Origin of the sequence: Paenibacillus vulneris (assembly GCF_039543185.1) — a bacterium.
GTDB classification, from domain to species: domain Bacteria; phylum Bacillota; class Bacilli; order Paenibacillales; family NBRC-103111; genus Paenibacillus_S; species Paenibacillus_S vulneris.
The window spans coordinates 89,512-103,486 of sequence record NZ_BAABJG010000012.1; the positions used below are offsets into that span (position 1 = coordinate 89,512).

A 13,975-nucleotide genomic window follows, 5' to 3' on the forward strand; every position below is an offset into this window, starting at 1 on the left:
TGCATGAGCACATTAAATGAATATTTGCTGGAGAAGCGTGAGGCTTCCATCGCAAGACGCGAAAAAGCCCAAAACGACCCGAATCTGGCCCCTAACCGTTTTGGAGCCAAGGTGCGTGCCAAAGGCCGCAGCGGCGTACGGGAAATCCGCATCCGCGATTTTCAGATCATCAGCGACAGCCCGCCGGATTTTGCCGGGTATGATCTCGGACCAAGCTCTCCTGAGCTTCAGCTAGGCGTATTAGGCAGCTGCTTGACTCATATCACTTTGATTCAAGCGGCTGAACGCGGCGTGAAGCTGGAGTCCCTGGAGGTTGAAGTGACGGGACAGCAGCATCCGCTGGCAGGCAAGCCGGGCTATGAGGAGATCCCTATCTACCCGCACAATATTCAGTACAAGCTGCATATTGTATCTCCCGAATCCGAAGAAACGATTGCCGAGCTTCATGAAGCGGTGGAGCGGGTGTGCCCTGTGCTGAACCTTCTTGCGAATCCGCAAATTATCGTTGGCGAGATTATCCATACGGCCCCTGAGGCCAAGCAGGAGCAGCAGGTTTAGCATCTTTGCCCTGCAGATTAAGATTAGCAAAGGGAATGCAAAATACCCCAAGGAAAGACAGCGGATAACGCCGTCGATCTTTGGGGTATTCGTCACGTCACGTAAAGCACTCCTTATTTCTTCTCTCGCTCCAGATTGGCAATCATCTTCTTGTAGCTTCCGATGAGCAGCTCCATCTCTTCCTCCGAAAACCCGGTCCACATGCCCTCCGAAATTTCCGTATAGCGGTCGATCATTTTTTGCATCATTTCTTTTCCGGCATCCGTAATTTGCAGTAACGTCGTTCTGCGGTCGTTTTCCGGAACGATGCGCTCGATGAACCCTTTTTTCACCAGCTTATTGGAAAGATTGGTCACTGCCGAGAGGGTGACGCCAAGGGATTCAGCCAGGTAGGAGCAAGTTTTCTTGCCTTCTCGGTTCACAATTTGCAGCAAGGCGTACTGGGAATCGGTCAGATCGTAGCTCCATATGATTTTAGTGAACTCATTTACATAATCCGAAGTTTGCCGGGCATATAAACGAGACAGCTCTTTTTTCTTTCCTGTCAGCAATAAGGACACCTCAGTCGAAATATAAGTCAGGCATCGAATGCCTGTCCTTATCTTAACATAACAGAGCCTGCGTCAACCATAATGGTTTGTCCCGTGATAAAGCCGGCGTCCTCACTGGCCAGAAGCCTGTAGCACGGCCGATATCCTGCTCGCAGTCTCGCACGCGGGGATATGAATATTGTTCGAAACCAAATGAAGATAAACCATGCGGTAATGCCGTTTTTTCTATATAATGAGAGAGTGACGTTTGTCCCTATTTTCAAATCAATTCGTAGAGCATCCGGGGGAGCTGGCCATAATGAAAAGAATCCGACTGAATAGCCGTAGCGTTATGACGACATGGCTGATCTCTTATATTTCCGTTTTGCTGGTCCCGATTATCATCAGCGTCATTATCTATATAGCAACCCTGCGTATTGTAGAGAATGAAGTGAACCGGTCGAACGAGCTTCTGCTGACCCAGATTGAACAAGCTATCGACAGCAAGCTCAAGAGCCTGGAACAGCTCACTTTGGAAATCGCTTACAACAAAAAGGTAACCAGCTTTATTAATGTAAGTGCGCCTCTGACGGATGACGACCACTTCCAGTTGTTTAATATCGCGGGGGATGTCCGGGTTTTTAAAATGGCTAATGATTTCATCAGTCAGCTGTACGTCTACTATAGAAACAGCAACACGGTGCTCTCCACCTATAATCGGATGAGTCTCGAAAGCTTATACTCGGTGCTGCGGCAGACGAAGGATACGAAATATGAGGAATGGGCGGACTATTTTGCCCAAAAATATATTCAAGGCTACACCCCCGTTATCAGCTGGAACGATAAAGGGGTAGAGAAATCTGTCATGTATGCGAGGACGATCCTCGGCGATTATCCGGATTCATCGGGTGCCGTCATCATGTTTATTATGAAGGACTCCAAGCTGCTGGAGACGATTCCTCCTCAAGCGAACGCACATGTGGTCATCATGGACGAGCAGAACCGGGTCGTGGCGACCAATATCGGCGAGCAGGATATCCCTTCCGGGCTGCAGTACGATAGACTTACAGGGGCAAAGGGGTTGTTGTATGAAAAAGGAGCCGACGGCCGCAAGCTGGCGCTGTCCTACACAACCTCGGATGTGACCGGGTGGAAATACGTTTCGCTTATTCCGGCAGATATTTACTCGGAGAAAATGAATTTTGTGAAGAAAGTGACGTTGTGGAGCGTGTTCTTATGCTTTCTGTTCGGCGGTATCGTAACGTATTTATTTTTGCGGCGAAATTATTTGCCCATCCGCACTCTCATTGAGAGCTTATCCCAAAAAGCAGGGGTTCCGTTCGATATCGGCTCCAATGAGTATGTGTTTTTTCAAGCGGCCATGAATAACACCTTCGCGGAAAAAGAAGAGGTATACCAGCGGCTCAAGCAGCATCATAATGCGATCCGCTCCCACTTTTTGCGGAGATTGCTGAAGGGACAGACCGACGGGGGAGTGCCGCTTTACGAATCATTGGCCGCTCATGACATGCAGCTAAGATCCGATCAGTTTGCGGTGCTGCTGTTCCACGTCGAGCATTACGGCAAGTTCAATGATGACTCGGAGCAGCCGGGAGCCGATCATAAGGCGCAGATGCTGTATTTTGTTATTACGAACGTTATCGAGGAGCTGGCGGGTGCCCATATCACGGCTTATTCCGTCGAGATGGATGATGTGCTGGCCTGCATTATGAATGTGGACGCAGCGCAGCAGGACCCGCTCCAGGAGCTCCAGCGGATTGCGGACAGCGCCAAGGCGTTTATCAAGGAGCATATTCATGCCGAATTAACGGTATCGATCAGCGGGGTGAGGCAAGAGCTGGTCGGGATTGCCCAAGCGTATCAAGAGGCGATGGAAGCGATGGAATACCGGATCGTTATGGGCAGCGGGGAGATTCTGTCTTATGAGGAATTGAAGGAAAATGAGAACGGGCAAGCACGTCGTACCTACGATTATCCGCTTCATGTCGAGCAGCAGTTCATTTATTTTATCAAAACCGGCAATGTGGCTAAAGCTCAGGAGCTCCTGGAGCAAATCTTTGAGAAAAATGTATCGGGCATCTCCATGTCCGTCCGAATGGCCCAGTGCCTCATGTTCGATTTGGTCAGCACCATGCTGAAGACGATCGACGAAGTGAATGCGAGCAGCAGGAAGGAATTTTTTGACCAAGCGGATGCGATTGACCGTCTGATGAGCTGCGAAACGATTAAGGACATGAAGACCCACCTTAACAAGGTGCTCCTTCAGGTATGCGAATCCATCAACGAGGAAAAGAAAAACCATCACAAGCATTTTGTCGAGCAGATCCAGACGTTTGTGAAGGAGCATTACAGCGAGGAGAGCTTGAACATATCGATGATAGGGGGAGCGTTCGATCTGACGCCTTCGTATGTGTCGCGGCTGTTCAAGGAATATACGGGCGAAGCTCTGTTGGATTTCATCAATAAAACCCGCCTGGAGGAAGCCAAGAAGCTATTGCTGGAGCAGAAATATACCGTCAATGAGGTGGCCGGCAAGGTCGGTTACAATGACGTTAATACGTTTTTGCGTATTTTCAAAAAGTTTGAGGGCATCACGCCCGGCAAATATACCAAAACTCCTCCGACGTAAAAAGCACTCATTGTTGTTTTGTCCGAGCCGTTCAAAAGCTGAGCTTTTGCGGCTCTCCGTTTTATATAGGTACTTTTTATGGGTCCAAGTTTGCTTTTTAACGATCATTTTACGTTTTCGAGATTTACTTTGGCGGGCAGTTGGACGTTCATAATAGAGTGAGTGCGCACTCCATTGGATACGGATGCTGAAGGAGGGATGCGGGAGGAAGAAGCAAAGGATGTTTTGATAACGCTTCCTTTTTTAGAAATGCCGGTATCAAAAAAGCCTGCCAAAGGACGGTGCAAAATTGATGATCAAAAGAAGAATGTGGTCCATCTGCTTATGCTTGCTTCTATTTACAGCCCTGCTTCCCGGCATGGGGTATGCTGCGGATGCGAAATTCAGTATCGCCGCTTCCGCTGTAACCGCAAGCGCGGATGACGGCAATGTGCCGGCCAATACGGTTGACGGTAATCTGGCGACACGTTGGTCGGCAAGCGGAGACAATCAATGGATTCAATACGACCTAGGCTCCAGCAAAAAGGTCGCGTATGTCAAAATCGCCTTCCAAAGCGGGGATACGCGTACGTTCAATTTCGATATCAAAACTTCTGCGGATGGAACGACATTCACAACCGCTAAATCTAACGTAACGAGCGCTATGAACAACAGCTTGCAGACCTTCGATTTTCCGGATGTGAGCGGGGCCCGTTATGTGCGCATTATCGGCCACATGAACTCGGCCAGTGCGTGGAACAGCTACACGGAGGTTGAAATCTACGGAGAGGATTTGACAGGCTCCAATATAGTCAATGTGTCGACCTCCGCCCAATTGGTGACTGCACTTAACAATGCGACGGCAGGAACTGAGATCGTGCTGGCTAACGGCACGTACTATAACTCCAATAACACGGAGAGCCCAGTGGTTGCCGGGCGATTCGTCATTTCGGGCAAGAACGGAACCAGCAGCCAGCCGATTACGATAAGAGCGGCGAATCAAGGGCAAGCCGTCCTGTCCGGCAGCTTCCTTGTCAAAAGCTCCTCCTACATCGTCATAAAAGGCTTAAAGCTGACGAGCACCGCACTGACGCCGGGAATATCGCTGAACGCCAGCAACAACATTCGCTTGACGAACAATCTCTTCAAGCTGCAGCAAAGCGACCCCAACACTTTAGTGAAATGGGTGGAGCTTACAGGAGCCAACAGCCATCACAACATGATAGACCATAATGAATTCGGTCCGCGCAACGGCATCGGGCAGATGATCTCCGTCGATGGAGCCGGTACCCAAGTGTCTCAAAATGATACGATCGAGTATAACTATTTCCACGATTGGAGCTATATTACGGACAACGGCGGGGAAAACATTCGCGTCGGCCTATCCGGCATGTCCATGTCGGACGGCCTAGCCAAGGTGCAGTATAATCTGTTCGAAAATACGGATAACGACGACGAAGTCATCTCCGTTAAGAGCAGCCACAACACGATCCGATACAACACCGTTAAAAATTCACGAGGTCAAATCACGGCTCGTCATGGCCATGCGAACAGCTACTACGGCAATTTCATCTTGGGCGACGGCGTCAAAGCGAAGGTCGGCGGCTTCCGGATTTACGGCAACGATCACAAAATTTATAACAACTATATGTCGGGTCTAACCATGGACGCTGTTAATGTCGATAGCGGTGACTATGATGGAGGCTCCGACGGGTACAGCACCAATCCTACGAAGGATGATTTGACGAAGCATTGGAAGGTGTATCGTGCGGAAATCGTCAACAACACGATTGTTAACAGCACCAGCGGCATCAACGTCGGAATGAAGACGAGAACGCCGAACTACGCTCCGCAGGATGTGAAAATAGCCAATAATCTCATGGTTGGCATCAACGCAACGCCTATGTACAACGTCGGAACAGCTGTGAATCCAATATTCCAGAACAATATCGGTTTCGGTCAAAGCGCGAGTAACTTTAATGCCACTAGCGCACAGGTGAAAAATGCCGATCCTAATCTGGTCGATGTCAACGAAGGCATGACCTCCAGCCCGCTCATGCTGAAGAAGCTCTCCTCGGCAAGCACGCAGGCTATCAACGCTTCAGGCGGAACGTTCACTTACGTTACGGAGGATATGGACGGTGAAGCCCGTTCGGGCATCAGCGATATCGGCGCGGATGAATATTACGCCTCCAGCTCCGATGTACGCAAGCCTTTGACCGTTTCGGATGTCGGCCCTGTAACACCGTAGTGCATCTTGAACCAGGGGGAGGGGTCTCCCTCCCTTTCTTACCCTTAAAACGGTTCATTAGAACAGCAAGCTTGTTGAGATGCCCGAATCGAGAAATTTGCTATCTAAGGAAGTGGGGTATGCCTCGGAGGAGTTCACGTCCGCCTTTGAAACCTGTGAAAATACCGCAAAATATAATCCCCATTCACAGGTTTCAACAGCGGCTGGAGGGGCATATCCCACTGGAATAGAGCAGCAATATTTCAAGTTCTCCGGGGTACTCAACAACCTCGCTGTTCTTAGGAACCGTTTTTTCAACAATTGCCGAACAATACCTAAAGTACCGATCCGGAAGTATCGATTTTATCGACGATTTCACTTTTTGTAGATAGGCATTTGACCGGGGACATAGCATAATGAGGCCATGAGTGCACTCCACAGTTTCATGGATATGGTGAAAATATAGACTAGGGGGATTCTTGGATGAAGCGCAAGCATCGATCTGTAAAAAATGTCGTCGGTGTCGGATTGGCGATTAGTTTGGCCGGCGGGTTGGTTCTCGCAGGCTGCAGTAAGTCGGGAACAGATAGCGGGACAGGAAGCGGAGGGAAGGATGCGGCGAAAGGGCAAGCCGGATTAGGCAGCAGCTATCCGCTGCAAACGACGGAAGGCATCACCTCCTGGGAGAGTCTGAATAATAACGCCACCACCTTCGCACCCAACTTGGCGGATCTGCCTTTCGGCAAACAGTTGGAGAAGGAAACAGGGGTAAAGGTGAAATATATTCACCCGGCCGACAATCAAACGAAAGAACAATTCAATCTGATGATTGCATCGAATGAGCTTCCCGATACGGTGGAGTATGACTGGACCGGACGCAGCGCGGGCTCGTATCCTGGCGGCCCGGAGAAAGCTATTGCCGATAAGGTTATCGTTCCGTTGAACGATATTATCGATAAATATGCGCCGAACTTGAAGAAGAAGCTGCAGGCGGATAAAGAGCTCGACAAAATGATCAAGACGGACAGCGGCAAATACTATGTATTCCCGATGATTCGTAACCCTTCCGGACTCGTATTCCGCGGACCGATTATCCGTAAGGACTGGCTCGATGATCTTGGACTTCAAATGCCGACGACCATCGATGAATGGGAAACTGTTCTGAAGGCCTTCAAAGAGAAGAAAGGTGCCACGGCTCCATTATCCGTCACCTACGTGAATGGCAACCTGGAGATGCGCGATGCATTCATCGGCGCTTACAAAACCTCCAACTCGTTCTACCTGGACGATCAGGGCAAAGTGAAATTCGGTCCTATCGATCCGCAATACAAGGACGCGTTAGCCTTGCTGCGCAAATGGTACGCGGAAGGGCTGTTTGACAAAGATTTTGCATTGACGGACGGCAAGGCGCTGGATACCAAGATGCTAAGCGGCCAAACAGGGGCCACCGTAGGTCTGCAAAGCGGCGGCTTGGGCAAATGGCTGGATACAATGAAAGGAAAGGACCCTAAATACAATTTGGTCGCTGCCCCGTACCCATCGCTTAAAAAGGGCGAGAAGCCGTTCACCGGGCACCGTGATTTCAAATACAGCCCGGGGGCAAGCAAAGCCATCACTACCGGAGCCAAAAACCCGGAATTGGTTGCCAAATGGCTCGATTACGCCTACAGCGAAAAAGGCGGGCTGCTCTTCAACTTCGGTATCGAAGGCGACAGCTACACGATGGACAAAGGCATTCCCAAGTATACGGATAAAATTGTGAAGAACGATAAGTACAATCTTCAGCAAATGATTTCCCAATATACGAAGCCGAATGGTCCTTACGAAGCGGACGAACGCAGAAGCTGGAACTCCTATAAGCAGCAGGACGAGGCGCCGGCGATTTGGGGAGCGACCGATGCGGAGAAGCACACGATTCCATTATTCCTGACGCCAACGGCGGAGGAGAGCAAGGAGCTCGGCAAAATCATTAACGACGTCACGAATTACAAGGAAGAAATGTTCGTGAAATTCGTAGTCGGCAAGGAACCGCTCGATAATTATGATACTTATGTAGCGCAGATCAAGAAGCTTGGGATTGAGCGCGCGGTCAAAATTTATCAGGATGCCCTCGACCGCTATAACAAGCGTTAATGGAGGAAGCCAATGGGGAGATCCGGCAGGTTGGACTGCCGGTTCCCTTTTAACTACAACAAGAGAGAGGGAATGAGGATGAGCACGAAAACGCTCACGAAGCCGAATACGGTTCCCTACCCGGCAAAGAGGAACTTGGCTGTTGAATGGCTTGGAGATATTCGCAAAAATAAACTGCTGTATTTAATGCTGGCGCCTGTCATTTTGTTTTTTGCCATCTTCCATTATGTGCCGATGTATGGCGCCATCATAGCTTTTAAGGATTATTCGCCAAGGCTTGGCATTTGGGGCAGCCCATGGGCGGGACTGGAGCATTTTCAAAGCTTTTTCGGCGGGCTTTACTTTTGGCGGGTTTTGAAAAATACGATCCTGATCAGCTTGTACGAGCTGCTGTTCGGATTCCCGGCACCCATTATCCTGGCGCTGCTGCTGAATGAAGTCCGCTCCTCCTTGTTCAAAAGAACGGTACAAACCGTGACGTATATGCCGCATTTTATCTCGCTGGTTGTCGTCTGCGGGATGATCAAGGAATTCACTTCCAGTTCAGGCATTGTCAACGATGTGATCGCCTATTTCGGCGGGGAACGAATCTCGCTCTTGCTGGAGCCGGAATATTTTCGAACGCTATTCATTTCGTCCGGTATTTGGCAGCACATCGGCTGGGGAACGATCATTTATTTAGCGGCATTAACAGGCATCGACCCGGAGCAGTATGAGGCCGCCAAGATCGATGGTGCGGGCCGGTGGAAGCAAATGCTGCATATTACGCTTCCCGGTATTATGCCGACGATCGTGATCCTGATCATTCTTGATATCGGCAGGCTGATGAATGTCGGTTCGGAGAAAATCATTCTGCTCTATAATCCGTCGACTTACGAAACCGCCGATGTCATCGGATCTTATGTGTACCGTATCGGTCTGCAGGAATTGAATTACAGCTTCAGCTCCGCTGTCGGCTTGTTTAACTCGGTCATCAATTTCACATTGGTCATTTTTTCGAACTGGTTAAGCCGCAGGCTCAACGAGACGAGCTTATGGTAGAGGGAGGGCTGGAGTATGCCGTATCGAAAAAAGCTGGGTGAAATCGCCTTTGAGTGGAGTAACGCCGTATTTCTGACCTTGTTGATGATTACAACGATTTACCCGTTAATCTACGTCATTTTCGCTTCCTTAAGCGATCCTGGCGAATATATGGCCCACAAAGGATTTCTATTGAAGCCGCTTGGGTTTAATTGGGATGCCTATAAAATGGTGTTCGACAATCCGATGATCCTTAAAGGCTATGGCAATACGCTGTTTGTTGTTATTGTCGGCTTGGCTTTTAACATCTTTTTCACCTCGTTGGGGGCCTACGCGCTATCCCGCAAATGCTTGAAGTTCCGTAAGCCGATCATGCTGTTCATCGTGTTCACTATGTTTTTCAACGGCGGATTAATTCCGTTCTACTTGACGGTCAAGGGGCTGGGCATTACCAACACTTTATGGTCCTTGATTATTCCGCAGGCCATCAGCACCTTTAACCTGATCATCATGAAAACCTCCTTTGAAGCAATCCCGGACAGCTTGGAGGAATCGGCTAAAATCGATGGGGCGAACGAATTCGTCATTTTATTCCGGATCATTTTGCCGCTGTCCATGCCGGTTATTGCTGTCATGCTGCTGTATTACGGTGTAAGCCATTGGAATTCCTGGTTTAACGCGATGATTTTCTTGCGGGATCGCTCGTTGTATCCGCTGCAGCTGATTTTAAGAGAGATTTTGCTGCAAAATGAAGCGAGTAATATGGCGTCCGGTTCCAGCGCAAGCGATATCGCGATGCTGTCGGAGACACTGAAGCACGCAACGATTGTCGTTGCCACCGTGCCGATCCTGCTGGTGTATCCGTTCCTGCAAAAATATTTTGTGAAAGGCGCCTTGGTCGGTGCTATTAAAGGATAATCCGGTTGCTCTCAAGCGATAGCGGGTTCCACGGCGGAGACAGGCTGTCCTGTTCGGACGGCCTTCTCCCCGATCCCACTAGAAGAGCAATGCGAATACAGGGGATGAAGAATTGGAGGGACCTTATCGATGTTACATCCATCCAGAATGTGGTTGGCGGCTATGGCGCTTGTCTTGATGGCAGGCTGCGGAGCCGGGGGAAGCTCCTCGCCCAAGGAAGAGGGCAAGGGTCAGACTGTGGTTAGCAATGAACCGGTGACGTTAAAGCTGTTCATGCGTATTGCGTATCCCGAGGACAGCATAAAAAAATATATTATAGAGCCCGTTCAGAAAAAGTACCCGAACATCACAATCGAAATTATTAATAATGCCAAAGGATCGTCTATCGAGGATTTAATTGCTGCGGACAATGTGCCCGATCTCATCTTCCTCAGTACACCGTACGTCACCGATATGCGGAAGCTGGAGGTTGTTGAGGACCTCGATGCCCTCGCAAAGAAAAATAGCTTCCCATTGGATGCATTTAATAAGGAAGCATTGGATGCTATTCGCAAGGCGGGCGGCAGCAGCGACAAGTTGTATGCGCTTCCGTTCTCGACCAATTACGCGGTAACGTACTACAATAAAGATATTTTTGATAAATTCGGCATTCCTTATCCGAAGGATGGCATGACCTGGGACGATTATCTCGATTTAAGCCGCAAGCTGACAAGAGTCGTCGACGGAGTTCAGTATTCAGGCGTCAATCCGTATGCGCTGAAGGGCGGAGCGCCGATGTCCCTCAACTATATTAATCCTGCCACCAAGCAGGTGGACGTAACCTCCGAGGGCTGGGTGACGGCGTTCCGGACGATGCTGGATTTTTACTCGATTCCCGGCAATCAATATATGAAAAATTACCGCGACCTGTTCCTGAAGGAACGGACGCTGGCAACATATATAACCTACGATAATACGCAAAATCTCGAGCAATTGGAGCGGGAAGGCAAGCCGATGAATTGGGATATGGCGACATTCCCCATTATGAAGGATAAGCCGGGTATCGGCCATGGTATTGACTCGCACAATATAGCTATTTCCTCGACAAGCAAGCACAAGGATGCAGCCTTTCAAGTGCTGATGCAGCTGACCTCCAAGGAGGCGCAGATGGAGCTGAGCAAGAACGGCAAGCTGCCGGCGATTCAGGATGCGGAGCTGCAGCAGGTGTTCGGCGAGAAAGTAAACATATTGAAAGGGAAGAACACCTCGGCTATATTTAAACTGAAGGCTGCACCAATGCGTCAGATCAATGAGAACGATGCCTTCGTGTCCAAAGAAATCGATAAAGCGTTCGAAGCTTTAACGACGGGCAATACAGATATTAACACTTTGCTTCGGACTGCCAAAGAGGCGGCAGAGCAGACTATTAAGAAGGAACAACGCTAGCTGGGAGGAGAACGGTATGAGAGTGGAAGAGGAGAAGTCGAGCCGGCTTGAGGTCAATCTGGATTGGAAAGAGTTTTTATCCCGGCATGATATGACTTGGACAACGCGTCCTATGACGTGGAATGAAGGCGCATTCATTGGGAACGGGTTAATGGGCGCTATGATGTTCGGGGAGGAGCATCGCGATAAAAGGAACGTGCTGCGCTTCGTGCTGGGACGCACGGATGTGACGGCTGCGCGCAAAAGCGGTTATAGTCCGCGCATTCCGGTCGGGGAGATCGATTTAGAATGTGTAGGATGGGTTTACCAGCCGACGGAGATCAGGGTTGATCTATGGAACGCTGAAATCAAAGCGCGGGTGGTCACTACAGTAGGGGAGATCGGGTTGAGAGCCTTCATCCACAGCGAAAAGATGGTAATGGTCATCGAGCTGGAGACCTCCGAAGGGGAACGCGAAGCGAAGCTTCAATGGTATGCGGAGCCGGAGGTTTCCCATGTGCTGAAAAACGCGGACGGCCCCAATCTGAATCAGTACATTCCGGACATTCAAGTGAGCCGCAGCATAGTAGACGGGGTACATATCGGAGTTCAGCAGTATCCGCTGGGAGACGGCTGTACAACGGCATGGCAGGAGGTAGAAGCCGCTTTAGATCATCGGGTATGTTACTTGACGATTCAGAACGGGGTTAGCGACGCGGTCAAGCAAGATGCTGCCGATCTTGTACGCCAAACCGCGCAAGCCGATCTGGAGCAGGAGGTGCAGCAGCACCGGAGCTGGTGGCATGCATATTATCCGCAAAGCTTCGTTTCGATTCCGGATACTTTGCTGGAAGGCTTTTACTGGATTCAAATGTATAAGCTGGCTTCCGCTACCCGGAAGGAGCATTTGATCATAGACAATCAAGGGCCCTGGATGGCGCCTACCCCATGGCCGGGCGTATGGTTTAATATGAACGTTCAAATGAGCTATTCTCCGGTGTATACGTCCAACAGACTGGAGATGGGGGAGTCACTGACCCGAGCGCTGGATGCTAATTTCGATCATCTGATCGCCAACGTTCCGGAGGAGTATCGGCATGACTCCGCGGGGCTGGGCCGCAGCTGCAGCTACGATTTGAAGAGCAAGGTAGTGGACGAGACAGGCAACCTGCTCTGGATCTGCCATAACTACTGGCGTCAATACCGCCATTCCATGGATGAGTCGATGCTGAGAAACGGCTTGCTGCCGCTGTTAAAGCGCGGCGTGCAATATTTCATCCATATTCTGGAGCAGGGGGAAGACGGCAAGCTGCATCTGCCGCCGACCGTCTCACCAGAGTACGGCTCCTTCAAGAAAATGACCGTTCCCGACTGCCACTACGATCTGTCCTTGATCCGCTGGGGCTGTGAGACGCTGCTCAGCATCAACGACAGGCTGCAGCTTGAGGATCCGGCAGCGGAGCGTTGGACGTTTGTGCTGGATCACCTGACCCCATATCCAGTAGATGAGAACGGGCTTCTGCTCGGGCGCGATGCTCCGATAGAATTCGGCCATCGGCACTTCAGCCATCTGCTCGCCGTGTTCCCATTACACCAGATGACGGGGGAGCAGGAGGAGGAGCGCAAGCTGATACATAAGTCGCTTCGCTACTGGACCGGCATGGAGGGGGACATGCGCGGCTTCACGTTCACCGGGGCTGCCTCTATCGCCGCGGCGATCGGAGAGGGAGACGAAGCGCTGCAGTACATCCAAACCTTCATGCATCTGATCAAGCCGAATACGATGTACAGGGAAGCCGGGCCCGTGATGGAGTCCCCGTTAGCCTGCGCAGAGTCGATTCACGATCTGCTGCTGCAAAGCTGGGGAGATAAAATTCGCGTGTTCCCAGCGCTTCCAAGCACATGGAAAGACGTCAGCTTCCACGATCTGCGGGCGGAAGGGGCTTTTCTCCTCAGCGCCCAGCGCAAAGAGGGACGGACAGCGTTCATCCGCGTCAAAAGCTTGGCGGGGGAGCCGTGCCGGCTGCAAACCGATTGGCTGGATACTTCGGCCATTCGGGTGATAGGTGAACGGGAAGTGCCAGTGAGGCTGCTGGGCGGCGGTCTCATTGAGCTGGACCTGAACCAGGACGAGGAAGTCGTGTTATACGAAGGGGAACGCCCGGACTCGTTCGTTATAGCACCGGTTCCCGCCGTTCGGAGCTTGTGCAATTATTTCGGCGCTAACAAGCCTTGGCGCCGGTATGGGATTCCTTTTCCAGTAAGTTGAATATTCTTGTAAATAATGTTGAGAAGATTACGAACTTCAGTCAGAAAATTAGTTGACAATGATTTTTTATAAATGACTATCGGTACACTCCCTTTAAAGGGAACAAAAATAGCCCATTACTAAGTAAATTGAACATTAGTCGGATTTCAATTTACTTTAATGGGCTTATTTATTGCTCCTAAGAAACTACACTACATTAGACCGAGACTCCGTGTTATCAAGACCTAAAAATAAATTTCTTCAGCTCTGGAAGTACCCGATTCTGCAAGCAAAAAAAATTGCTG

General features: G+C 50.2%; 9 protein-coding genes. 8 read left to right on the forward strand and 1 reads right to left on the reverse strand.

All coding sequences use genetic code 11. The annotated features are described in order from the left end of the window. The first annotated feature begins 3 nt into the window (after window positions 1–3). The gene (locus tag ABEA66_RS11585; protein ID WP_079913461.1) at window positions 4–558 is read left to right on the forward strand and encodes an OsmC family protein; all 555 of its coding nucleotides are present in this window, start codon (window positions 4–6) and stop codon (window positions 556–558) included. A gap of 113 nt (window positions 559–671) precedes the next feature. On the opposite strand, the gene ABEA66_RS11590 is transcribed toward ABEA66_RS11585, so the two are convergent. Beyond that, window positions 672–1,109: a MarR family winged helix-turn-helix transcriptional regulator gene (locus tag ABEA66_RS11590; protein WP_225948575.1), complete on the reverse strand. Its 438-nt coding sequence runs from the start codon at window positions 1,107–1,109 to the stop codon at window positions 672–674. A 298-nt stretch (window positions 1,110–1,407) separates the two neighbouring features. Between ABEA66_RS11590 and ABEA66_RS11595 the strand changes: the two genes are divergently transcribed. From ABEA66_RS11595 to ABEA66_RS11625, 7 genes are all read left to right on the forward strand, one after another. After that, entirely contained in the window at window positions 1,408–3,738 is a 2,331-nt protein-coding gene (locus tag ABEA66_RS11595) for a helix-turn-helix domain-containing protein (RefSeq protein WP_079913460.1), read from the forward strand. 292 nt (window positions 3,739–4,030) lie between these two features. Further along, window positions 4,031–5,968, forward strand: coding sequence for a chondroitinase-B domain-containing protein (locus ABEA66_RS11600; RefSeq protein WP_079913459.1), 1,938 nt, complete (start codon window positions 4,031–4,033; stop codon window positions 5,966–5,968). 462 nt (window positions 5,969–6,430) lie between these two features. Beyond that, window positions 6,431–8,080, forward strand: a complete 1,650-nt coding sequence (locus ABEA66_RS11605; protein ID WP_079913458.1) for an extracellular solute-binding protein — start codon at window positions 6,431–6,433, stop codon at window positions 8,078–8,080. A gap of 78 nt (window positions 8,081–8,158) precedes the next feature. Further along, window positions 8,159–9,121, forward strand: a complete 963-nt coding sequence (locus tag ABEA66_RS11610) for an ABC transporter permease (protein ID WP_377740679.1) — start codon at window positions 8,159–8,161, stop codon at window positions 9,119–9,121. Between the two features lie 15 nt (window positions 9,122–9,136). After that, the gene (locus ABEA66_RS11615; protein ID WP_345587659.1) at window positions 9,137–10,018 is read left to right on the forward strand and encodes a carbohydrate ABC transporter permease; all 882 of its coding nucleotides are present in this window, start codon (window positions 9,137–9,139) and stop codon (window positions 10,016–10,018) included. Between the two features lie 129 nt (window positions 10,019–10,147). Beyond that, on the forward strand, window positions 10,148–11,443 hold the full coding sequence (locus tag ABEA66_RS11620; protein ID WP_345587660.1) for an ABC transporter substrate-binding protein: 1,296 nt from the start codon (window positions 10,148–10,150) through the stop codon (window positions 11,441–11,443). Window positions 11,444–11,459: 16 nt separating this feature from the next. Then, complete coding sequence (locus tag ABEA66_RS11625) at window positions 11,460–13,691, forward strand: glycosyl hydrolase family 95 catalytic domain-containing protein (protein WP_345587661.1); 2,232 nt, start codon at window positions 11,460–11,462, stop codon at window positions 13,689–13,691. Window positions 13,692–13,975 lie beyond the last annotated feature (284 nt).

What these genes read in the sequence shown, in the direction of transcription:
- ABEA66_RS11625 (WP_345587661.1), top strand. Translation starts at nt 11,460, where the DNA reads ATGAGAGTGGAAGAGGAGAAGTCGAGCCGGCTTGAGGTCAATCTGGAT.
- ABEA66_RS11585 (WP_079913461.1), top strand. Translation starts at nt 4, where the DNA reads ATGAGCACATTAAATGAATATTTGCTGGAGAAGCGTGAGGCTTCCATC.
- ABEA66_RS11600 (WP_079913459.1), top strand. Translation starts at nt 4,031, where the DNA reads ATGATCAAAAGAAGAATGTGGTCCATCTGCTTATGCTTGCTTCTATTT.
- ABEA66_RS11615 (WP_345587659.1), top strand. Translation starts at nt 9,137, where the DNA reads ATGCCGTATCGAAAAAAGCTGGGTGAAATCGCCTTTGAGTGGAGTAAC.
- ABEA66_RS11610 (WP_377740679.1), top strand. Translation starts at nt 8,159, where the DNA reads ATGAGCACGAAAACGCTCACGAAGCCGAATACGGTTCCCTACCCGGCA.
- ABEA66_RS11605 (WP_079913458.1), top strand. Translation starts at nt 6,431, where the DNA reads ATGAAGCGCAAGCATCGATCTGTAAAAAATGTCGTCGGTGTCGGATTG.
- ABEA66_RS11595 (WP_079913460.1), top strand. Translation starts at nt 1,408, where the DNA reads ATGAAAAGAATCCGACTGAATAGCCGTAGCGTTATGACGACATGGCTG.
- ABEA66_RS11620 (WP_345587660.1), top strand. Translation starts at nt 10,148, where the DNA reads ATGTTACATCCATCCAGAATGTGGTTGGCGGCTATGGCGCTTGTCTTG.